Annotated in this window: 19 protein-coding genes; 9 read left to right on the forward strand and 10 right to left on the reverse strand. The window is 64.3% G+C overall.

What is annotated here, in order from left to right; translation table 11 throughout:
* The first annotated feature begins 94 nt into the window (after positions 1-94).
* On the forward strand, positions 95-526 hold the full coding sequence (locus SPYCW_RS03410; protein ID WP_145985935.1) for a hypothetical protein: 432 nt from the start codon (positions 95-97) through the stop codon (positions 524-526).
* A 3-nt stretch (positions 527-529) separates the two neighbouring features.
* Here SPYCW_RS03410 and clpS read toward each other — a convergent pair whose 3' ends face one another.
* From clpS to SPYCW_RS03425, 3 genes are all read right to left on the reverse strand, one after another.
* A complete protein-coding gene (clpS, locus tag SPYCW_RS03415; RefSeq protein ID WP_232014914.1) occupies positions 530-856 on the reverse strand; it encodes an ATP-dependent Clp protease adapter ClpS in 327 nt (108 codons plus the stop codon).
* 261 nt (positions 857-1,117) lie between these two features.
* A complete protein-coding gene (locus SPYCW_RS03420; protein ID WP_120215602.1) occupies positions 1,118-1,873 on the reverse strand; it encodes a phasin family protein in 756 nt (251 codons plus the stop codon).
* 122 nt (positions 1,874-1,995) lie between these two features.
* On the reverse strand, positions 1,996-3,774 hold the full coding sequence (locus SPYCW_RS03425) for a PHA/PHB synthase family protein (RefSeq protein ID WP_120215603.1): 1,779 nt from the start codon (positions 3,772-3,774) through the stop codon (positions 1,996-1,998).
* Between the two features lie 111 nt (positions 3,775-3,885).
* Between SPYCW_RS03425 and SPYCW_RS03430 the strand changes: the two genes are divergently transcribed.
* A complete protein-coding gene (locus SPYCW_RS03430) occupies positions 3,886-5,106 on the forward strand; it encodes an LL-diaminopimelate aminotransferase (protein ID WP_120215604.1) in 1,221 nt (406 codons plus the stop codon).
* A 2-nt stretch (positions 5,107-5,108) separates the two neighbouring features.
* A complete protein-coding gene (locus SPYCW_RS03435; RefSeq protein WP_120215605.1) occupies positions 5,109-5,588 on the forward strand; it encodes a DUF2721 domain-containing protein in 480 nt (159 codons plus the stop codon).
* Positions 5,589-5,709: 121 nt separating this feature from the next.
* On the opposite strand, the gene SPYCW_RS03440 is transcribed toward SPYCW_RS03435, so the two are convergent.
* Positions 5,710-7,284: an amidase gene (locus tag SPYCW_RS03440; RefSeq protein WP_120215606.1), complete on the reverse strand. Its 1,575-nt coding sequence runs from the start codon at positions 7,282-7,284 to the stop codon at positions 5,710-5,712.
* Between the two features lie 111 nt (positions 7,285-7,395).
* Here SPYCW_RS03440 and SPYCW_RS03445 point away from each other — a divergent pair, with 111 nt between their 5' ends.
* Positions 7,396-8,709, forward strand: a complete 1,314-nt coding sequence (locus SPYCW_RS03445; protein WP_120215607.1) for a spinster family MFS transporter — start codon at positions 7,396-7,398, stop codon at positions 8,707-8,709.
* An 80-nt stretch (positions 8,710-8,789) separates the two neighbouring features.
* Here the strand turns inward: SPYCW_RS03445 and SPYCW_RS03450 are convergent, their stop codons facing one another.
* On the reverse strand, positions 8,790-9,380 hold the full coding sequence (locus SPYCW_RS03450) for an NADPH-dependent FMN reductase (protein WP_120215608.1): 591 nt from the start codon (positions 9,378-9,380) through the stop codon (positions 8,790-8,792).
* A gap of 74 nt (positions 9,381-9,454) precedes the next feature.
* On the opposite strand from SPYCW_RS03450, the gene SPYCW_RS03455 reads away from it, so the two are divergent.
* Positions 9,455-10,357: a haloalkane dehalogenase gene (locus SPYCW_RS03455; RefSeq protein WP_331852383.1), complete on the forward strand. Its 903-nt coding sequence runs from the start codon at positions 9,455-9,457 to the stop codon at positions 10,355-10,357.
* Between the two features lie 8 nt (positions 10,358-10,365).
* Here the strand turns inward: SPYCW_RS03455 and SPYCW_RS03460 are convergent, their stop codons facing one another.
* Positions 10,366-10,821: an Lrp/AsnC family transcriptional regulator gene (locus SPYCW_RS03460; RefSeq protein ID WP_120215609.1), complete on the reverse strand. Its 456-nt coding sequence runs from the start codon at positions 10,819-10,821 to the stop codon at positions 10,366-10,368.
* Between the two features lie 116 nt (positions 10,822-10,937).
* Here SPYCW_RS03460 and SPYCW_RS03465 point away from each other — a divergent pair, with 116 nt between their 5' ends.
* Positions 10,938-12,206 (forward strand): methionine gamma-lyase, encoded by a 1,269-nt coding sequence (locus SPYCW_RS03465; protein ID WP_120215610.1) that lies wholly within the window; start codon positions 10,938-10,940, stop codon positions 12,204-12,206.
* Here SPYCW_RS03465 and SPYCW_RS03470 read toward each other — a convergent pair.
* A complete protein-coding gene (locus SPYCW_RS03470) occupies positions 12,150-13,439 on the reverse strand; it encodes an adenylosuccinate synthase (protein ID WP_120218079.1) in 1,290 nt (429 codons plus the stop codon). The two genes, SPYCW_RS03465 and SPYCW_RS03470, sit on opposite strands and share 57 nt — an antisense overlap.
* 152 nt (positions 13,440-13,591) lie before the next feature.
* On the opposite strand from SPYCW_RS03470, the gene SPYCW_RS03475 reads away from it, so the two are divergent.
* Positions 13,592-14,524 carry an alpha/beta hydrolase gene (locus tag SPYCW_RS03475; protein ID WP_120215611.1) on the forward strand — a complete coding sequence of 311 codons (933 nt, stop codon included), beginning with the start codon at positions 13,592-13,594 and terminating at the stop codon, positions 14,522-14,524.
* A gap of 106 nt (positions 14,525-14,630) precedes the next feature.
* Positions 14,631-15,008, forward strand: coding sequence for a DOPA 4,5-dioxygenase family protein (locus SPYCW_RS03480; RefSeq protein WP_120215612.1), 378 nt, complete (start codon positions 14,631-14,633; stop codon positions 15,006-15,008).
* A gap of 109 nt (positions 15,009-15,117) precedes the next feature.
* Here the strand turns inward: SPYCW_RS03480 and SPYCW_RS03485 are convergent, their stop codons facing one another.
* The 3 genes from SPYCW_RS03485 to SPYCW_RS03495 all read right to left on the reverse strand — a co-directional run bounded on the left by SPYCW_RS03485 (position 15,118) and on the right by SPYCW_RS03495 (position 19,214).
* Positions 15,118-16,233: an ATP phosphoribosyltransferase regulatory subunit gene (locus SPYCW_RS03485; RefSeq protein ID WP_120215613.1), complete on the reverse strand. Its 1,116-nt coding sequence runs from the start codon at positions 16,231-16,233 to the stop codon at positions 15,118-15,120.
* A gap of 146 nt (positions 16,234-16,379) precedes the next feature.
* Positions 16,380-17,966, reverse strand: coding sequence for a phosphoglycerate dehydrogenase (gene serA / locus SPYCW_RS03490; RefSeq protein ID WP_120215614.1), 1,587 nt, complete (start codon positions 17,964-17,966; stop codon positions 16,380-16,382).
* 120 nt (positions 17,967-18,086) lie between these two features.
* The gene (locus SPYCW_RS03495) at positions 18,087-19,214 is read right to left on the reverse strand and encodes a phosphoserine transaminase (RefSeq protein WP_120218080.1); all 1,128 of its coding nucleotides are present in this window, start codon (positions 19,212-19,214) and stop codon (positions 18,087-18,089) included.
* A gap of 172 nt (positions 19,215-19,386) precedes the next feature.
* Here SPYCW_RS03495 and SPYCW_RS03500 point away from each other — a divergent pair, with 172 nt between their 5' ends.
* Positions 19,387-20,088, forward strand: a complete 702-nt coding sequence (locus tag SPYCW_RS03500) for an extensin family protein (protein ID WP_120215615.1) — start codon at positions 19,387-19,389, stop codon at positions 20,086-20,088.
* Positions 20,089-20,246: the final 158 nt, after the last annotated feature.

A 20,246-nucleotide genomic window follows, 5' to 3' on the forward strand; every position in this document is an offset into this window, starting at 1 on the left:
CGGTCGGTCATTTGTCAGCCTTGTCGCTTTCTTGGCCTTTGCTATGCCGGTTCACGCTATCCCGCCTCCGCCGCCGGCACCCGACCCGGCGGCGGTGATCGAAGCCGATTCACTGGCCCATGAACTGATCGTCTTGAACGAAAGCGATTTGCAGGATCGAACCGGTTTCGCCGTTGCCAGCGAGGCGACGGGGTGGCTGACGACGACACATCCCGAAGTTCAAGACCCTGCGGTTCTCCGCCGATTTCATCGCGCCATTCGAGCCAGAGTGGACGCTGTGTGGTTAGAGGAGCGGACCAATATACAGGCGGTTCTAGCCAATCTTTATCGTCAATTGATGTCGGCGAACGACTTGGCCGCCACGCGTGCTTTCATCGCCAGCCCGGCGGGGCAGAATTTCGGACGGATGCTTGTCGGGGCCGACATCCACTTGCTCGACGGTACGGCGTCCGACGCCTTGTATCGCCGGTTTTTCCCGGAATTGCCGGGCCTACTCGACGCCGCGCAAAAGCGGGCAGCTGAATAGGCGTCAGGCTTTCTCCAGCGTGCATTGCAGCGGGTGCTGGTTCTGGCGCGCGGCGTCCATCACCTGGTTCACCTTGGTCTCGGCGACTTCATAGCTGAAAACGCCGCACACGCCGACGCCCTGCTGGTGAACGTGCAGCATCACCTGCGTCGCCTGTTCAATGTCCATGTTGAAAAAGCGCTGGAGCACCATCACCACGAATTCCATCGGCGTGTAATCGTCGTTGAGCAGTAGCACCTTGTACATCGACGGCTTTTTCGCCTTGGCGCGGGTGCGCGTGGCGATGCCGACGCCGGGGCTGCCGGGTGCGCCGTCGTCCTTGTCCGCCATCGCGCGGACATCATCTGACTCCGCCATCGCGCGGACCGGCTGGGTGGTCGAAACTGGAAACATCATGGCAGGAATATCGCAAGCCGCGGGCGAAGCGCAAGGGGCGCGCGCGCGGTTTTTAACCTCTTGTTCGCCAGCTCGTCGCCGGCGGCGCCGAAAGCAAGAACCGCCCGCTTCCTTGGGGAAGCGGGCGGCCTTGGGGGTGTCGGCGCAGGCGGGGAGGGAGGGGGGATGCCCGCGCCAACGGAAGGTGAAAGCGGCTTAGGCGGCCTTCATCTTCGAGGTGATGACCGAAACGCGGTTCGAGATCGGCGCAAAGCTGTCGTTGGCCATCTTGACGACCAGTTCGCTGGTCTTCGAGGTCTGGGCAACGGCGGCGTCGAAGGCCTTCTTGCTGTTTTCGGCATAGAGCTTGAAGAATTCGGTCGGCGACTTGACCGAGCTGTAGCCTTTCAGCGCAGCGGTGGTGTCTTCAAAGCTCTTGCGAGCGAAGGTCACGCCTTCCTGGCCCAGAACTTCCATGTTCTTGGCAGCGATCTTGCCGGCTTCGACCAGCGCTTCGATGTTGGCCTTGTTGAATTCGACGGCTTCTTCGGCCAGCTTGCTGGTCTTGCTCATCGCTTCCTTCGCCTTTTCGTTGAAGTCGGCGGTCAGGGCTTCGGTGCGGGTCTTCGCTTCGTCGGCGAACTTTTTCACGGTGTCGTTCATGGTCTTGATTCCTTTGCTGACGGCAGCAACCGGCGTCGGTGCAGCCCGGGTGGCAAGTTTCGGGGCAATTTTCTTCACGGCTGCCTTCTTGGGGGCAACCTTCTTGGCAGCGGCCTTGGGGGCAGCAGCCTTCTTCACCGTCGGCTTGGCTTTTGCCTTCACCGTCTTGATCTTGGCGGGAGCCGCAGCTTTCGCCACTGCGGGGGCAGCGACAACGGCGGGGGCCGCCGGAGCTTCCACCGGCTTGGCGGCGGTTTCCAGCGTCGCGGCTTCGAAAGCCTTCTCGGCACTATCCATCTTGGTAGCCATGGGTAAAACTCCTTTATGTTGCAGTGCACAATATAGGAGTGCTTCGGCGATTTCAAGGATATTTTTGTGCAGCGCACAAAAAACCTGTCACCGCCGCCCATGGGCAGGATAATCGCTAGATATTACCGCTGTTTGACATAGCGGCCGGGCGCGTCCTCGATCGCCTTCCTGGCCCCTTTCCCGGGGATGCGGGCGCCTTTGACGGCGACTTTTTTGTCATCCTGTGCCGCAATCCAGTCGATCCAGTGCGGCCACCAGCTGCCTTTCGTTTCGCTGGCACCGGCGATGAATTCGTCCAGCGTCGCAGCTTTGCTGTCGCCGGTCCAATATTGATATTTGCCCGCGGCGGGCGGATTGACGACCCCCGCGATATGGCCCGACCCGGCAAGCAGGAAGGTTTTGGGTCCCGAAAGATGATCCATCAACCGCCACACGCTGGCGAGCGGCGCAATATGATCCTCGCGCCCCGCCTGGATATAGGCCGGGGTCTGGATTTTCCTCAGGTCGATCGGCGTGTCCAGCGCGGCCAGGCTGTTCGGGATCACCATGCGATTGTCGCGGTACAGGTCGACCAGATATTGGCGGTGCCATTTCGCGGGCAGGTTGGTCGTGTCGCCGTTCCAATAGAGCAGGTCGAAGGGCGGATAGTCGTTGCCGAGCAGATAATTGCTGACGACATAATTCCAGATCAGGTCGCGTCCGCGCAGGCTGTTGAAGGTCGCCGCCATATAACGGCCGTCGAGATAGCCCGGCGCCGACAGCTGTTCGAGCAGCGCCAGATAGCTGTCGTCGACGAACAGCTTAAGGTCGCCGGCCTGTTCGAAATCGACCTGCGCGGTGAAGAAGGTCACTGACTTGACCCGCTCCGCCTCGCCCTTCGCGGCGAGCACCGCCAGCGTCGCGGCGAGCGTCGTTCCGGCGACACAATAGCCGATCGTGTGGACCGCAGGCACGTCCAGCGCCGCGCGCACCGTATCGATCGCATCGATCTGCGCCGCGATATAATCGTCCCACACCACGTCCTTCATCGACGCGTCGGCTGATTTCCACGACACCATGAACACGCTCAGCCCCTGTTCGACCGCCCAGGCGACGAAGCTTTTGGCGGGGTTGAGATCGAGGATATAAAAGCGGTTGATCCACGGCGGGAAGATGAGGAGAGGCACGGCGAGCACCTCCTTGGTCGTCGGCGTATATTGGATCAGCTGGTAAAGATCGGTCTCGTGGATCACCTTGCCCGGCGTCGTCGCGATATTCACCCCGACCTCGAACGCATCGGGATCGACGTGACTGAGCTGCCCGCGCGACAGGTCGGTCAGCATATGCTTCAGACCCTTGAGCAGGCTTTCGCCGCGCGTTTCGACAGCGCGCCGGATGACTTCGGGATTGGTCAGCGCCAGATTGGTCGGCGCCATCGCATCGGCGATGCTTTTGGCGGCAAATTCCATCTTGGCGCGCGCCGCGGGGTCGAGCCCGTCGAGCTGGCGCGTCGTCGCGAGCATCTGTTCGGCGAGCAGGCCATAGGTCTGGCGGATCATCGCGAACACCGGGTTCGCCGCCCAGTCGGGATCGGCAAAGCGGCGGTCCTTTGCTGCGGCGGCATCGGGCGCTGCCGGGGTCATCGGGTTGAGCGTCGCGAGCGACGTCCAGAAGGCGACGCCCTGTTCCCACATCCTGGACGATTGCTGTGTCCACGTCTGCGTCGCCGGGTTTTCGAGCCATGTCGCCGGATCGAACAACGCAGCGGCGCCCATCTTGCCGTCGTTCACTTGCCCCAGCGCATATTCGAGCATCATCTGCTGCGCGCGCCCGATCACGCTGGCCCAATGCTGCATGTCGTCGGGGGTCGGCAGGAAGGGGTTCGGAGCGTCGGTCGTGTCGCTATTGTCTGCGTCGCTCATGTTCGTTCCTGCTGGTCAGTGCGGTTAGAAGCCTATAACAAGCCGCGGTGCGGCTGGCGAGGCGCCGTTCGCGCTATATCCGATAACGAAAAGGAGTTGTTCTAGTTTCCCATGTCCGAAGATGAATTCTATCGCATCAAGCGCCTGCCGCCCTATGTCATCGCCGAAGTCAATGCGATGCGTGCGGCCGCCCGCGCCGCGGGAGAAGACATCATCGACCTTGGGATGGGCAACCCCGACCTGCCGCCGCCCGCGCATGTGATCGAAAAACTGTGCGAAGTCGCGATGAAGCCCGACGCGCACGGCTATTCACAGTCGAAGGGCATTCCGGGGCTGCGCAAGGCGCAGGCCAATTATTATGCGCGCCGATTCAACGTCGACCTCGACCCCGAAAGTGAAGTCGTGGTGACGATGGGGTCGAAGGAAGGGCTCGCGAGCCTTGCGACCGCGATCACTGGCCCGGGCGACGTCGTGCTGGCGCCTAACCCCAGCTACCCCATTCACACCTTCGGCTTCATCATCGCGGGCGCGACGATCCGCAGCGTGCCGACGACGCCCGACGAGAATTACTGGCGCGCGCTCGACCGCGCGATGGCCTTCACCGTGCCGCGTCCGTCGATCCTGGTCGTCAATTATCCGTCGAACCCGACCGCCGAGGCGGTGGACCTCGCGTTTTACGAACGGCTCGTCGCCTGGGCGAAGGAGAACAAGGTCTGGGTGCTGTCGGACCTCGCTTATTCCGAACTTTATTACGATGGTAATCCTACGCCCTCGATCCTGCAGGTGCCGGGGGCGAAGGACGTCGCGATCGAATTCACCTCGATGTCGAAGACCTATTCGATGGCGGGCTGGCGCATGGGTTTTGCGGTGGGCAACAAGCGTCTGATCGCGGCGATGACGCGCGTGAAGTCGTACCTCGACTATGGCGCCTTCACCCCGATCCAGGCCGCGGCCTGCGCGGCGCTCAACGGGCCGCAGGACATCGTCTCGAAGAACCGCGAGCTTTATCAGAAGCGCCGCGACGTCATGGTCGAAAGCTTCGGCCGCGCCGGGTGGGACATCCCGAGCCCAAAGGCGTCGATGTTCGCCTGGGCGCCGCTGCCGCCCGCGCTCAAGGACATGGGCAGCCTCGAATTTTCGAAACAGCTGCTTACCCATGCCAAGGTCGCGGTCGCACCCGGCGTCGGGTACGGCGAGGATGGCGAGGGCTATGTCCGCATCGCGATGGTCGAAAACGAACAGCGTATTCGTCAGGCGGCGCGCAACGTCCGCAAATTTCTGGCCATGCACGGCATCAACACGCCTTCGGTCGCGGCGGGCGGCGAGGGGTGAGCATGACCGGCTCGGCGATGATCGCCGAGACGATCCAGCTGTCGGTCACCCCGGTGTTCCTGCTCGTCGCGACGGGCAGCCTGCTCAACGTGCTGACCGGGCGCCTGTCGCGCGTCGTCGACCGCTCGCGCGCGCTGATGGAGCGCTGGGCCGAGACCGAGGGGCAGGAGCATGAGCGGGTGGTCGCCGAACTGCGCGCCGCCGACCGGCGGATGGACGTGATCAACAATGCGATCGCCGCCGCGGTCGCGTGCGGGATTGTCGTGTGCCTGCTCGTGGCGCTGTTGTTCGCGCAGGCGATCGCCGGGTTCAACCTGGGGCTGGCGGCGTCCTGGGCGTTCGCGATCGCGATGCTGTTGTTGCTCGCGTCGCTGGTGCTGTTCCTGATCGAGGTGCGGATGGCGATCCGCAATATCCATGTGCCGATGGAATTGCTCGAGCTGGAGGAAATGGGCTGGAAGCGGCGGCGGGATAAAAGGTGAAGCGATCCTCCCTGTCGCGCAGCGATGGGGAGGTGGCAGCGCGAAGCGCTGACGGAGGGGCCCCTCCACCATTCGCTTCGCGAACGGTCCCCCTCCCCATGGCTTCGCCACAGGGAGGATTTTACGGTGCTACCCCCACCCGATAGGTCGGCGCCACGCGCTTGCGGCTTGCCTGCTCATAAGCATAGCCGGCCGCCAGTACCTCGGCATCGGTCCATTTTCCGCCAATGAACGACACGCCGATTGGCAGCCCCGCGACCGTGCCCATCGGTACCGTCAGGTGCGGATAGCCCGCGACGGCGGGTAGCTGGCTGGCGCTGGGGCCAGTGTAATGATCGCCGTTCACCAGATCGCTCGCCCACGCGGGGCCGTTCGTCACCCCGACGAGCAGGTCGAGCTTGTGCGTCGCGAGCAGCCGGTCGATGCCCTCGGGCCCGGCAAGCCGCGCGGCTTTCGCTTTCGCTTCGAGATAGGCGGGGCTGTCGAGCCCGCCCTTGGTTTCGGCAAGCTCGAACAGCGACTGGTCGAACCATTGCAGCTCGGCAGGGTTCGCCTTGTTGAAGGCGATCAGGTCGGCGAGCGTCTTGGGACCGTCATTGGCCGGAAGACTCGCGAGATAGGTCGCCATGTCCGCCTTGAGCTCGGTCAGCAGTATTTCGAACTCGGCAGCGCCCAATTCTTCCAGCCCTTTGCGGCTGTCGGCGATCTCGACCACCGTCGCGCCGAGTTGTGCCATCTGTTTCAGCGCTGCGTCGAACAGCGTGGCGATGTCGGCGCGGTCGCCGATGCGATCGCGCAGCACGCCGATGCGCTTGCCCTTGAGCGCTGCGACCGAAAGCTCTGCGGCATAGTCGGTCTTGCGCGCGTCGGCCTCCGCGGTCGCCGGATCGGCCGGGTCGGTGCCCGCGATGACCGACATCACCAGCGCCGCGTCGCGCACGGTCAGCGCCATCGGACCGGCGGTGTCCTGGCTATGGCTGATCGGGACGATATGCGTGCGGCTGACCAGCCCGACCGTGGGTTTGAAACCGACGATGCCATTGACCCCGGCGGGGCAGGTGATCGATCCGTCGGTTTCGGTGCCGATCGCGATCGGCGCGAGGCTTGCCGCGGTCGCGGCGCCGCTGCCCGCCGACGATCCGCAGGTGTTGCGATCGAGCGCGTGGGGGTTTTTGGTGAGGCCGCCAATCGCACTCCAGCCGCTGGTCGAATTGTTCGAGCGAATATTCGCCCATTCGCTGAGGTTGGTTTTGCCGAGGATGACCGCGCCCGCCTCGCGCAGCCGCGCCACCAGCGGCGCGTCGCGGTTGGTGACATTGTCCTTCAGCGCCAGCGATCCGGCCGTGGTCGCGATCGGCCCCTTCGCCTCGATATTGTCCTTGAGCAGGATCGGGATGCCGTGAAGCGGGCCGCGCAGGCGGCCCGCTTGGCGTTCAAGGTCCAGCGTATGCGCTTGGCTCGTCGCGTCGGGAAAGGTCGCGATGACCGCGTTCAGCTGCGGGCCGTGGTCGTCGATGTTGCGGATGCGGTCGAGATAGGTTGCGGTGATGACGTCGCTGTTCACCCGCCGCTCGGTCATTTCCGCCTGCAATGTCGCGGCATCCTTGCCCTCGACCGGCGGCAGCGGCGGCGGCATCGCCATAGCGGGAGTGATCAGGGCGAGGGCGGGGACGGCGAGCAGCGAGATTTTTTTCATGCGCCGCAGGCTGGCAGCCGTAGCGGCAATTGCAAGTGGCGATTTTCGGGGCGCCGCAAGGGCGTTGACACCAGTCCCCCCGGTCTGCTCCCATGGGTGCGGGAGATCAGAATGACCGATAAAGCTGCCTTGTCGCAGGGCGTCACCACACCCGCCGCCGGGGTGTCCGCGCAAACGCGGACGATGCTGTGGATCCTGCTGATCGTCTATATCTTCAATTTCCTCGACCGGCAGATCGTCAACATCCTGGCCGAACCGATCAAGGCCGATCTTGGGCTTTCGGATACGCAGTTGGGCTTGCTGGCCGGACCCGCCTTTGCCGTATTCTATGCGCTGCTTGGCATTCCCATCGCCCGTTATGCCGACAAGGATGGCACGAACCGCGTTCGCTTGATCGCGATTTCGCTCGCGATCTGGTCGGCGATGACCGCGGTGTGCGGACTGGCGCAGAACTTTGTCCAAATGCTGCTGGCGCGCGTTGGCGTCGGCGTCGGCGAAGCGGGCTGCACGCCAGCGGCGCATTCGCTGATTTCCGATAGCGTGCCGGTCGAAAAGCGGTCGTCGGCGATCGCCTTTTATGGGCTGGGCGTGCCGATCGGGTCGTTGCTCGGCCTGATCATCGGCGGCGTGGTGAACGACATTTATGGCTGGCGTATCGCGTTGATGATGGTCGGCGCGCCGGGTATCCTGCTCGCGCTCGTCGTGCTGTTCGTCATGCGCGAACCGCGCCATAGCCGTTCGGCGGAGGCGGTCGCCACGGCGCGTGCGGTCGTTCCGCTTTCGACCGGTGAGGCACTGCGCGAGATTTTCAGCTCGCGCGCCTTCATCTATATCCTGATCGCGGCGTCGGTTGTTGCCGTGCTGGGTTATGGCAAGGCGCTCTGGACGATCAGCTTTTTCATTCGCAGTCACGGGCTGTCGACGACCGAAGCGGGGCTGTCGATGGCGGTTGTGCTGGGACTGGCCGGGGCGTTCGGCACCTGGCTCGGCGGCAAGATGGCCGACAAATATGGTCCGCGCGACAAGAAGCACCTGCTGACCTTTCCCGCCTATGGCATGGCGATCGCAGCACCGATCCTGTTCCTCGGCTATTATATGGAGGATTGGCGGATCGCGGTGGCGATGCTGATCATCCCGACCATCCTCAATTCGGCCTATTACGGCCCGGCCTATGGCTGTGTGCAGGGGCTGGTCCAGCCGCGCGCCCGTGCAGTCGCGGCGTCGATCATGCTGTTCGGGCAGAACCTGATCGGGCTTGGGCTGGGGCCGTTCCTGTTCGGGGTGTTGTCCGATGCGCTCCAGCCGCTCGCGGGGCAGGAAAGCGTGCGCTGGGTGCTATACGGCGCCGCGTGGCTGGGCCTGATCCCGGCGTTCTTTTTCTGGCGGGCGAGCCTGCGGCTGAAGGCGGAGCTCAAGTCGGGATAAAGATAAAGCCGTAGCCCTGAGCCTGTCGAAGGGCGCCTCTCGGATAGGCGCCCTTCGACAGGCTCAGGGCTACGGTGAAACTAGTAAGGCGGGTCCTGTCGCGCGCGCTGTGCTTTCGCGGCATCCACCCACCAGTTGAGATCATCGGCAAAGCGCGGGAAGTTTTTCACAAGACGCGCACCGTCGTCGCCGGTCGGCTGGCCATCGGCATCGAAAGCGCCGCCGATCCGGCCGACCGGCAGGATCGACGAGGTGACCGCCATGCCCATCTCCCCGAGCGTATCGCGCCACCCCATCATCGCGCGCACCCCCGACCATGGCCCCGCCGAGTAACAGGCGATGGCGGCGGGCCGCCAGAACCATTCTTCGAGGAAATGGTCGGTGAGGTTTTTAAGTCCCGGCTGCGGCCCCCAATTATATTCGCCGGTGACGAAGACGAAGCCGTCGGCAGCGCGAATCTTGGCCGCGAGTTCGGCCATTGCAGGCGGCGCCTCGCCCTTCGGATATTCCTTGTACATGCGGTCGAGCATCGGCAGGCCCACGGTCTTGGCGTCGATCAGTTCGGCGCGGTCGCCGCGCGCGAAGATGGCATCGACCAGCCACTGCGCAAGTTTGATGCCCTGCCGGTCGCGACGGTAGCTGCCATAGAAGACGAGGATCTGTCGGGTCATCGCGCGACCGTGGCATGGCTTGCGCCGCAACGGAAGTCCCCTAAGCTGATCGCGGCCAAGAGTGGGGGGGGAAGATGATGCGCGTTTATCGCACGCCGGACGATCGTTTCGTGGATTTGCCGGATTGGCCCTATGCGCCAAATTACATCGAGATCGTGGGCGGCCTGCGCGTTCATTATGTCGACAAAGGGCCACGCGACGCGCAGCCGGTGCTGATGCTCCACGGCGAGCCGACCTGGGCCTATCTCTATCGCCACATGATCGGCCCCGCGGTCGATGCCGGGTTTCGCGTCGTCGCGCCCGACCTGATCGGCTTCGGTCGCTCGGACAAGCCGCTCGATCGTTCGGCCTACAGTTATGCGGCGCAGGTTGCGTGGATGCGGCAGTGGATCGAGGCGCTTGATCTGAAGGACATCATCCTCGCGTGCCAGGATTGGGGTTCGCTGATCGGCCTGCGCCTCGTCGCCGAAATGCCCGAACGCTTTGCGGGCGTGGCGCTGTCGAACGGCGGGCTTCCCGAAGGCCAGCGCGCGCCGCGCGCTTTCGCGATCTGGCGCGCCTTTTCGCGCTACAGTCCGGTGTTCCCGATCGGGAAGATCGTCAAAGCGGGCGCCAAACGCGAATTGAGCGCGGCGGAAATCGCCGCCTATGACGCGCCATTCCCTACCCGCGCTTCAAAGGTGGCCGCGCGGGTCTATCCGTCCTTCGTGCCCCTCGGCGACAATATTGCGGTCCCCGACCAGAAGCGCGCCTGGGCTGCGCTAGAAGCGTTCGACAAGCCGTTCCTGTGCTGCTTTTCCGACGGTGATCCCATCACGCGCGGCGGCGATGCCCTGTTTACGTCGCGCGTTCCCGGCGCGGCGCGCGTCACGCATCGCACGCTGCACGGCGGCCACTTCATTCAGGAGGACGACCCGGCGGGCTTCGTCGCGGCGATTCGCGACGTCGGCAATGCGGCGATCCGCGCCAGCTCATAGGCTACCGCCTAGGGCATAGGAAAAATCCGGCTTTGTTTGACCACGCCATAGGCAAAGCTGGTGTCGATCGATGCCACGCCGGGGATCATGTGCAGCGTTTCGCGAACAAAGCGCTCATATCCCTCCAGGTCGGGGGCGACGACGCGCAAAAGATAGTCGATGTCGCCGGTCATCAGGAAGCAGTCGAGAATCTCTTCGATCGTTGCGACACGTTCCTCGAATTGTCGCACATTGAGTTTGCCATGACCGTCGAGCTTGATGCCGACGAAAATTGTGAGCGGGAAACCATAGGCCTTTTGATCGACCAGGGCCGCATAGCCCTTGATAACCCCGCGCTCCTCGAGCAGGCGGACGCGCCGCAAACAGGGTGATGGCGACAGATTGACCCGCGCCGCCAAATCCTGGTTGGTCAGGCGCCCGTCCTGCAAAAGTGCGCGGACAATCTGGTGATCTTTTTGGTCCATAGTCATAATCGTGGCATAATATGCCAAGATTGTCCTGATTTATAGTCATATTGGGCAGCACATGCCAGCGCGGTCCTGATATCCCCGACTTGGTTCATATGATCGGGAGAGCAAAAATGGCGGGCGTTTCGAAGACAGGTTTTGCGACGCAGGCGATCCACGCGGGCTATGATCCCAAGGCGCATGACGGGGCGCTTTGCCCGCCGCTGCACCTCAGTTCGACTTTTGTCTTCGACACGGCGGAGGCTGGGGCCGAAATCTTTGCCGGCGAGCGGCCGGGATATTTCTACAGCCGGATTTCCAATCCGACGCTCGACCTGCTGGAGAAGCGCATGGCGCTGCTCGAGGGTGGCGAAGCGGCGGTTGCGACGGCATCGGGGATGGGGGCGATCGCGGGCGTGCTGTGGTCGTTCCTGAAGCCGGGCGACGAGGTGATCGTCGACAAGACGCTCTATGGATGCACCTTTGCCTTTATGCGCCACGGCCTGGCGCGTTTCGGGGTCAAGATCACCCACGTCGATCTGACCAATGCCGACAATCTGTCCGGCCATATTTCGCCCGCCACAAAGATCGTCTATTTCGAAACGCCAGCGAACCCCAATATGCGACTGATCGACATCGCCGCGGTGTCGGCGATCGCGCGCGACCATGGCGCGCGAATCGTGGTCGACAATACCTATGCGACCCCGGTGCTGACCCAGCCGATCATTTTGGGGGCCGATATTGTCGTCCATTCGGCGACCAAATATCTCGGCGGTCATGGCGATCTGGTCGGCGGGATCGCGGTTGGCAGTGCGCGCGATATGGCCGAGGTGCGGCTGGTCGGGATCAAGGACATGACGGGTGCGATCATGGCGCCGTTCAATGCGATGCTGGTGATGCGCGGCCTGAAAACGCTGAAGCTGCGGATGGCCGAACATTGCCGGTCGGCGATGGTGATCGCGGCCATGCTGGAGGCGCATCCGGCGGTGGCCGCGGTATACTATCCGGGACTGGCGAGCTTTGGTCAGCGCGATCTGGCGCTTCGTCAGATGGGCGGATTCGGCGGAATGATCGCGTTCGAACTCCATGGCGGTCATGCGGCGGGGGTTGCGCTGATGAACCGCCTGAACCTGATCCATCGCGCGGTGTCGCTGGGCGATGCCGAAAGCCTGATCCAGCACCCTTCCAGCATGACGCATTCGACCTATTCGCCCGAAGAGCGCGCCGAATACGGCATCTCCGACGGATTGGTCCGCCTGTCGGTCGGGCTGGAGGAGGTCGAGGATATTGTCGCCGACCTGACCCAAGCGCTCGAAGGCGCGAGCGCCGAAGCGCCCGGCGCATCGTCAGTCGCTGAACGGGTCGCGGATCAGGATCGTGTCTTCGCGCTCGGGGCTGGTTGATACCAGCGCGATCGGGGTTTCGATCAGTTCCTGGACGCGCTGGATATATTTGATCGCCTGCGCGGGGAGGTCAGCATAGCTACGCGCGCCCGCGGTCGATTCGTGCCAGCCGTCCATTTCCTCATAGATCGGCTCGACCTCAGCCTGATCGGCGGCGTGGGCGGGGAAATAGTCGAGGATCTTGCCGCGGAGGCGATATCCCGTGCAGATGCGGATGGTATCGAAGCCGTCGAGCACGTCGAGCTTGGTGAGTGCGATGCCGGTCACGCCCGACACCGCGCAGCTTTGCCGTACCAGCACCGCGTCGAACCAGCCGCAGCGGCGCTTGCGCCCGGTGACGGTGCCGAATTCATGCCCGCGCTCGCCGAGCCGCTGGCCGATCGCATCCTCCAACTCGGTCGGGAAGGGGCCGCTGCCGACGCGCGTCGTATAGGCTTTGGCGATGCCGAGCACGAAGCCAACCGCAGAGGGGCCGAGGCCCGATCCGCTCGCGGCGGTACCGCTGACGGTGTTCGAGCTGGTGACGAAGGGATAGGTGCCGTGGTCGATGTCGAGCAGCACGCCCTGCGCGCCCTCGAACAGGATGCGCGCGCCGGCCTTGCGCACCTTCTTCAGTCGCTTCCACACCGGCTGCGCATATTCGAGCACATAGTCGGCGATTTCCTTGAGGTCGGCGATCAGCCGCTCGCGATCGATCGGCGGTTCGCCGAACCCGGCGCGCAACGCATCGTGGTGCGCGGTGAGGCGGTCGAGCTGTGGTTCCAGCTTGTCGAGGTGCGCGAGGTCGCAGACGCGAATCGCGCGGCGGCCAACCTTGTCCTCATACGCCGGGCCGATGCCGCGCCCGGTGGTGCCGATCTTGCCCGCGCCCGCGGCGGTTTCGCGCAGCGCATCAAGGTCGCGATGGAAGGGCAGGATCAGCGCACAATTGTCGGCGATCGCGAAATTCTCCGCGTTGATTTCGACACCCTGCCCGCGCAGCTTGGTAATCTCGTCGCGCAGCGCCCACGGATCGAGCACGACGCCATTGCCGATGATCGACAGCGTGCCGGTAACGATGCCAGAGGGAAGCAGCGACAGCTTGTACACCTGTTCGCCGACGACCAGCGTATGACCGGCGTTATGGCCGCCCTGAAAACGCACCACGGCATCGGCGCGGCTGGCGAGCCAGTCGACGATCTTGCCCTTGCCCTCGTCGCCCCACTGCGACCCGATGACGGTAACATTTGCCATGATGCTGTCCTGCTGAACCGGACCCGAAAACGACCAGCGCGGGTCCGGCGCGGCCTTAGCGGATTTGGCCGCAGAGGCAAGCGCGCTGGGATGAATTTGCGACATTTGCGCTGGACAATGGACCGGCGCCGGGGGGCGATGGAGGTGCGGATATGAGCAAGCGATACGGGATCGGCGCGGCAATGATCGCCGCTTTGGTGGCGAGCAGCATGCCCGCCAGCGATGCGCACGAAAAGCTGCGCGAGCGGCTGCGCGAACGGATGGCCGAGCGGATGGGTGCCGAACAGGGGCCGAAGGCGCCGGGCAGCGAGACGATCAACTATGGCAGCGATCCGTTGCAGGCGCTGGACATTTGGCGCGCCAAGGGCGCCAAGGGACTGGCGCCGCTGATCGTCTATGTTCATGGCGGCGGGTGGAAACGCGGCAGCAAGGACAATGCCACGGGGCGGTTCAAGCCCGTGCATTATCCGGAGCAGGGCTATGCCTTTGCTTCGATCAATTACCGACTCGTACCTGCGGCGACGGTCGAGCAGCAGGCGGCCGATGTGGCCAGTGCGGTCAGGGCGTTGATCGACCGTGCCAGCACGCTGGGCATCGACCGGCGGCGCATCGTGCTGATGGGACATAGCGCGGGCGCGCATCTGGTCGCGCTGGTCGGGACCGACGAACGCTATCTCAAGGGCGCCGGGCTGTCCTTCGCCGACATCGCAGGAGTGATCCCTAACGACGGCGCGGCTTATGACGTGCCGGCGCAGATGAAGGACGGCCCGCCGATCATGCAGGCGACCTATAAACAGGCGTTCGGTACCGATCCGGCGCGGCAAGAGGCCTTGTCACCGACGGCGCACGCCGCGGCACCCAATGCGCGCGAGTTCTTGCTGCTCTACGTCCAGCGTCCCGATGGGGTGCGGCAAGCCAAGACGTTGGGTGACGCGCTGGTCGCGGGCGGCAGCCGAGTCGAGCATGGCAGTTTTGCGGGGGAGGGACTGAAGGGGCATGCCGAGATCAACCGCAGCCTTGGCGATCCGGCCTATCCGGCGACCGCGACCGTCGATGCGTGGTTGAAGCGGGTCTTCGCCAAATAGCCACCGTCATTGCGAGCGTAGCGAAGCAATCCAGAGCAGGATAAGGCCGCTCTGGATTGCTTCGCTACGCTCGCAATGACAATGTGAATGCGAAAGGATCGACATATTGACCAGCCCTGACGCGCCCTATCATGCCCACATCTATTACGACCCCGCCGAACGGCCAGTCGCCGCGGCGATGCGTGACGCTTTCGGACAGGATCCCGCGATCCTGTTCGTCGGCGCGATGACCGATCGCGCGGCGGGGCCGCATCCGATCGCGCAATATGAGGTGCATTTCCTGGCGCGATCGCGCGATGCCGTGGTGGCCGCGATCGAAGCGACCGGGCTGCGCGCGCTGGTCCACCCGCTGACCGATGACGATCTGGCCGACCATACGACGCTGGCGCATTGGATCGGCGAGCCGGTGGAACTCGACGTGACCGTGCTCGATCCGCCGGGGGTCAATCAGGGGGTACCGCGGTTCGGGATTTCGGATTTCTAGGCTGGGCTTTTAGCGCCCGTTCGTATCGAGCGAAGTCGAGATACGTTGGGGCTGTCTATGCGGTCGCGTGTCTCGACTTCGCTCGACACGAACGGAATTGGGGGATGGCTCAGGCCTCGACCGGCCCGTCGGCACCAAGTCGCCATCCGCAGCCCAGCGCCGTTGCATCATCCGCGTCGCACAGGGCTGCCACCGTCTGCCAGTCATCAGCGCGCAGGCTGGCGGCGAGCGCCGGATCATGGCCGAGCGGCAGGAAAATGCGGCGCTCGGTGTCGTCTTCGGCGCCAAGACCCGCGTCGATCAGCGGATCGGGATAGAGCGAGAAACCGACCGCCGATTCTTCCTGATCCTCGCCGACGGGGATAGCATAGCCGCCGCCGCGACCGACCGCGTCGCCTTGGCCGGGGACGAAGATCTGAAAACCGAACCAGCTTTGATAGGCGAAGCCATGGCGCTCGGTCGGGTCGAGCGTCAGCGTCACGCGGTCGCGGATCGGGGCGGCGATGGCTTCGAGCGCGTCGATGCGCGCGGCGAGGACGCCCGCGGTGTCGAAGGCGCGCAGGTCAGCGATCGCCTGATCGAAGGGACCGGTTGCGCGGAGCAGCGGCAGATAGGCGGCAGCGCCGATCCGCGTCAGCGCGCCGGCATCCTTGGCGTCGAGTTCGTCGCGCAGTTGCTGGATATCGGCCTCGACGGGGAGCGGGCCGTTCGCGAGCAGGTCGACGACATCGGGCAGGGTGAAGTCGATCGTGACGGGGCCGATGCCCGCCGCTTCGAGTGCGTCGATGGCGACGGTGACGATCTCGCGCGCCGCGGCGACGCTGTCGCTGCCGATCAGTTCGGCGCCGACCTGCAGCATTTCGCGCGCGGGGCGCAGCTGGCTGGCGCGCAGTTTGACGACCTGTCCTGCGTAGCAGAGGCGCAACGGTCGCGGTGCCTTGGCGAGCAATGACGTCGCGATGCGGCCGACTTGCCGGGTGATGTCGGGGCGCAGCGCGAGCGTCCGCTGCGACACCGGATCGGTGAAGCGGAGCAGGTCGCGCGACGAGCGATCGTCATCACCGCCGAGCGTTTCGCGGAATTCGGCCAGCGGCGGTGCCACGCGGCCATAGCCGTGCGCGCGCATCGCGTCGACGAGCGCGCGGGTGACGCGCGACGCGGCTTCCGCCTGTTGGGGGAGGCGGTCGCGGAGGCCTTCGGGCAGCAGGGCGGGGGGGCGAGGCATGGTGCGGCCTTAGGCGGGTCGAAAACGGGATTCAACAACCCAGAATTTCCGTTCGCATCGAGCGAAGTCGAGATGCCGTGAAGGCATAGTATCCCAATGGGTGTCTCGACTTCGCTCGACACGAACGGAATTAGTGGGTCCTGTCCCTAGAACTTCAGCCCCTTCACCGTCTTCACGCCCGGAAGTTGGCAAAGTTGCCACAGCAAAGGTTCGGGCATCGGCGAGTCGAGGCTGAGCAGGAGCACCGCTTCGCCGCCCGCGGCGCGGCGGCCGAGGTGGAAGGTGCCGATGTTGAGCCCCGCTTCGCCGAGCGCCGTCCCGATACGGCCGATGAAGCCCGGTGCATCTTCGTTGACGATGTAGAGCATATGGCCGTCGAGATCGGCCTCGACCTTGATGCCGAACATCTCGACGAGGCGTGGGTCGCCGTTGCTGAAGAGCGTGCCCGCGACCGAGCGGTCGCCGGACTCGGTGGCGACGGTGACGCGGACAAGCGTGTGATAGTCGCCGTCGCGGTCATGCCGCACTTCGCGAACATCGAGCCCGCGTTCGCGCGCGAGGTGCGGGGCGTTGACCATGTTCACGCTGTCCGAATAGCGGCGCATCAGCCCGGTCAGAACAGCGGCGGTGATCGGCTTGAGGTTGAGCTCAGCGGCGGCGCCCTCGACCTCGACCGAGATCGTCGTGAGATTGTCGTGCGCGAGCTGGCCGACGAGGCTGCCGAGCTTTTCGGCGAGGCTCATATAGGGGCGCAGCTTCGGGGCTTCCTCGGCCGACAGGCTCGGGACGTTGAGCGCGTTGGTGATGCCGCCGGTGAGGAGATAGTCCGACAGCTGCTCGGCCACCTGGATGGCGACATTGACCTGTGCCTCGTCGGTCGAGGCGCCGAGGTGCGGGGTGCAGATGAAGTTCGGGGCGCCGAACAGCGGATGGTCGGCGGCCGGCGGCTCGGTCTGGAACACGTCGAGCGCGGCGCCCGCGACATGACCCGATTCGAGCGCCTCCTTCAGCGCCGCCTCGTCGATCAGCCCGCCGCGCGCGCAATTGATGATGCGAACACCCTTCTTGGCCTTGGCGATATTCTCCTTCGACAGGATATTGCGCGTCTGGTCGGTCAGTGGGGTGTGCAGCGTGATAAAATCGGCCTTGGCGAGCAGGGTGTCGAGGTCGGCCTTTTCGACGCCGAGTTCGATCGCGCGCTCAGGCGTCAGGAACGGGTCGAAGGCGACCACCTTCATGCGCAGGCCGATCGCGCGCTCCGCGACGATGCTGCCGATGTTGCCGCAGCCGATCAGGCCGAGCGTCTTCGACGTCAGCTCGACGCCCATGAAGTCGTTCTTCGGCCATTTGCCCGCCTGCGTTCCCGCGTTGGCTTCGGGGATCTGGCGGGCGAGTGCGAACATCATCGCGATCGCATGTTCGGCGGTGGTGATGCTGTTGCCGAAGGGCGTGTTCATCACGATGACGCCCTTTTTCGACGCTTCGGGAATGTCGACATTGTCGACGCCGATCCCGGCGCGGCCTACGACTTTCAGGTTCGTCGCGGCGGCGAGGACGTCGGCGGTGACTTTGGTGGCCGAGCGGATCGCGAGGCCGTCATAGGCGTCGATCATCGCGATCAGCTCGTCCTTGGTCTTGCCGGTGATGACGTCGACGTCGATGCCGCGTTCCTTGAAGATCGCGGCGGCTTTGGGGTCCATTTTGTCGCTGATGAGGACTTTGGGTGCGGTCATTGGTATAGCTTTCAAAAACTCCGTTCGTCCTGAGCTTGTCGAAGGACAGTTCTTCTGGTGGACGTCGGAAGAAAAGAGCGGCCCTTCGACAAGCTCAGGGCGAACGGAAGAAGGGAAGCGTCAGGCCGAAAGGCTCGCGTAGGCCCAGTCGAGCCACGGGCCGAGCGCCTCTATATCGGCGGTGTCGACGGTCGCGCCGCACCAGATGCGAAGCCCCGGAGGCGCGTCGCGATAGCCCGCGATGTCGTAGGCTGCGCCTTCCTTTTCGAGCAGCGCGGCGAATTTCTTGATGAAATCCGCATCGGCCCCGGCGACCGACAGGCAGACCGAAGTCTTCGAGCGGCTGGCGGGATCGGCGGCGAGGTGGCTCAGCCATTCGCGGTCGGCGACGATCTTGTCGAGCGCCGCCGCATTGGCATCGCTGCGCGCCTTGAGGCCGTCGAGGCCGCCCAGCGACTTCGCCCATTCGAGTGCAAAGATCGCGTCTTCGACCGCGAGCATCGACGGAGTGTTGATCGTCTCGCCCTTGAACACGCCCTCGGAGAGCGCACCCTTGGAGACGAGGCGGAACACCTTCGGCAGCGGCCAGGCGGGGGTGTAGTTTTCGAGGCGTTCGACCGCGCGCGGGCCGAGGATCAGCACGCCATGGCCGCCTTCGCCGCCGAGCACTTTCTGCCAGCTGAAGGTGGCGACGTCGATCTTGTCCCACGGCATATCGTACGCGAACACGGCCGAGGTCGAGTCGGCGAAGGACAGCCCTTCGCGATCGGCCGGAATCCAGTCGCCGTCGGGGACGCGCACGCCGCTGGTCGTGCCGTTCCAGGTGAAGAGCACGTCGTTCGACCAGTCGACTTGGCCGAGGTCGGGAAGCTGGCCGTAATCGGCGCGGACGACGGTCGGATCGAGCTTGAGCTGCTTGGCGGCATCGGTGACCCAGCCCTCGCCGAAGCTCTCCCATGCGAGCGTCGTGACGGGGCGGGCGCCGAGCATCGTCCACATCGCCATCTCGAACGCGCCGGTGTCGGAGCCCGGGACGATGCCGATGCGGTGCGTATCGGGGAGTTGGAGCATCTCACGCATCAGGTCGATGCAATAGGCGAGACGCGTCTTGCCGATCTTGGCGCGGTGCGAGCGGCCCAGCGATTCGGTAGCGATTTTGGAGGCGTCCCAGCCCGGCGGCTTCGCGCAGGGACCGGAAGAAAAATAGGGGCGCGTCGGGCGCACCTGTGGCGTCGTCACTTCACTCATCATAGTCTCTCCTTGCAGAGAGCTCGCGCGGCGTTGGGACCGCGTGGCCCGGCGCCGCGTTTAGGGTCGGACACGCAACTGTCAAACAAATTGCGCGGGCCGCGCGAAATTTTCGGTGAGCCGAAGCAAAACTAAAGAGCTTGTTAACCATCTTGTCGGTATTTTGACGGTCATGCGGATTCCGACCGTCTTGCAGCCCCGAACGCTGATCGCCGCCACTGCGGCGCTGGCATTGTCCGCCTGTTTCGGCAGCCCCGAGGTGATGAAGCGCGGCGATCCGAAACGCCCCACCGCGAGCGCGCCGAAGCGTCCGCAGATTGCGCCGACGCCGTCGTTCACAAGCGCCGAAGCGCAGCAATGTGCGTTCGATCTGAAGCAGGCGGGGGTGCGCTTTACGCCGCTACCCAACCAGGATCATGGCGGCGGATGCAGCTCGATCGATTCGGTGAAGCTTCTCGACATCGGGACCCCGACGACCAATCTTGGCGCGATGACCTGTCCGCTGGCGAAAAATTTCGCGGCGTGGGCGCAGCATGCGGTGAAGCCTGCGGCGCGGAAATATTTCGGGCAGGAGGTGGTGAAGATCGAGACCTTTGGCACCTATAGCTGCCGCAACATCTATGGCGGGCGCTCGGGCCGTTTGTCGCAGCATGCCTATTCGAACGCGATCGATGTGTCGGGGTTTGTGCTCGCCGACGGACGGCGGATCATGCTGGACGGCGGGTGGAAGGGCGACAAGGCGTCGCAGGATTTCCTGCGTGCGCTGCACAAATCGGGCTGTCGCCGCTTCGGCACCGTGCTGGGGCCGGATTACAACGCCGCGCACTATAATCATTTTCATTTCGACATGAGCGGCAACGGTTATTGCCGTTAACCTTTGATCCTCCCTGTCGCGTAGCGATGGGGAGGTGGCGGGGCGAAGCGCTGACGGAGGGGCTTTGGCACTACCGTTGCGGCCCCTCCACCATTCGCTTCGCGAACGGTCCCGCTGGCGCTGCGCGCCGTCTGCGACTCCCCCATGGCTTTGCCACG

This window comes from Sphingopyxis sp. EG6, assembly GCF_003609815.1.
Classification (GTDB): domain Bacteria; phylum Pseudomonadota; class Alphaproteobacteria; order Sphingomonadales; family Sphingomonadaceae; genus Sphingopyxis.

What these genes read in the sequence shown, in the direction of transcription:
- SPYCW_RS03500 (WP_120215615.1), top strand. Translation starts at nt 19,387, where the DNA reads ATGCGGATTCCGACCGTCTTGCAGCCCCGAACGCTGATCGCCGCCACT.
- clpS (WP_232014914.1), bottom strand. Translation starts at nt 856, where the DNA reads ATGGCGGACAAGGACGACGGCGCACCCGGCAGCCCCGGCGTCGGCATC.
- SPYCW_RS03445 (WP_120215607.1), top strand. Translation starts at nt 7,396, where the DNA reads ATGACCGATAAAGCTGCCTTGTCGCAGGGCGTCACCACACCCGCCGCC.
- SPYCW_RS03495 (WP_120218080.1), bottom strand. Translation starts at nt 19,214, where the DNA reads ATGAGTGAAGTGACGACGCCACAGGTGCGCCCGACGCGCCCCTATTTT.
- SPYCW_RS03455 (WP_331852383.1), top strand. Translation starts at nt 9,455, where the DNA reads ATGATGCGCGTTTATCGCACGCCGGACGATCGTTTCGTGGATTTGCCG.
- SPYCW_RS03485 (WP_120215613.1), bottom strand. Translation starts at nt 16,233, where the DNA reads ATGCCTCGCCCCCCCGCCCTGCTGCCCGAAGGCCTCCGCGACCGCCTC.
- SPYCW_RS03460 (WP_120215609.1), bottom strand. Translation starts at nt 10,821, where the DNA reads ATGGACCAAAAAGATCACCAGATTGTCCGCGCACTTTTGCAGGACGGG.
- SPYCW_RS03440 (WP_120215606.1), bottom strand. Translation starts at nt 7,284, where the DNA reads ATGAAAAAAATCTCGCTGCTCGCCGTCCCCGCCCTCGCCCTGATCACT.
- SPYCW_RS03420 (WP_120215602.1), bottom strand. Translation starts at nt 1,873, where the DNA reads ATGGCTACCAAGATGGATAGTGCCGAGAAGGCTTTCGAAGCCGCGACG.
- SPYCW_RS03450 (WP_120215608.1), bottom strand. Translation starts at nt 9,380, where the DNA reads ATGACCCGACAGATCCTCGTCTTCTATGGCAGCTACCGTCGCGACCGG.
- SPYCW_RS03430 (WP_120215604.1), top strand. Translation starts at nt 3,886, where the DNA reads ATGTCCGAAGATGAATTCTATCGCATCAAGCGCCTGCCGCCCTATGTC.
- SPYCW_RS03425 (WP_120215603.1), bottom strand. Translation starts at nt 3,774, where the DNA reads ATGAGCGACGCAGACAATAGCGACACGACCGACGCTCCGAACCCCTTC.
- serA (WP_120215614.1), bottom strand. Translation starts at nt 17,966, where the DNA reads ATGACCGCACCCAAAGTCCTCATCAGCGACAAAATGGACCCCAAAGCC.
- SPYCW_RS03435 (WP_120215605.1), top strand. Translation starts at nt 5,109, where the DNA reads ATGACCGGCTCGGCGATGATCGCCGAGACGATCCAGCTGTCGGTCACC.
- SPYCW_RS03465 (WP_120215610.1), top strand. Translation starts at nt 10,938, where the DNA reads ATGGCGGGCGTTTCGAAGACAGGTTTTGCGACGCAGGCGATCCACGCG.
- SPYCW_RS03475 (WP_120215611.1), top strand. Translation starts at nt 13,592, where the DNA reads ATGAGCAAGCGATACGGGATCGGCGCGGCAATGATCGCCGCTTTGGTG.
- SPYCW_RS03470 (WP_120218079.1), bottom strand. Translation starts at nt 13,439, where the DNA reads ATGGCAAATGTTACCGTCATCGGGTCGCAGTGGGGCGACGAGGGCAAG.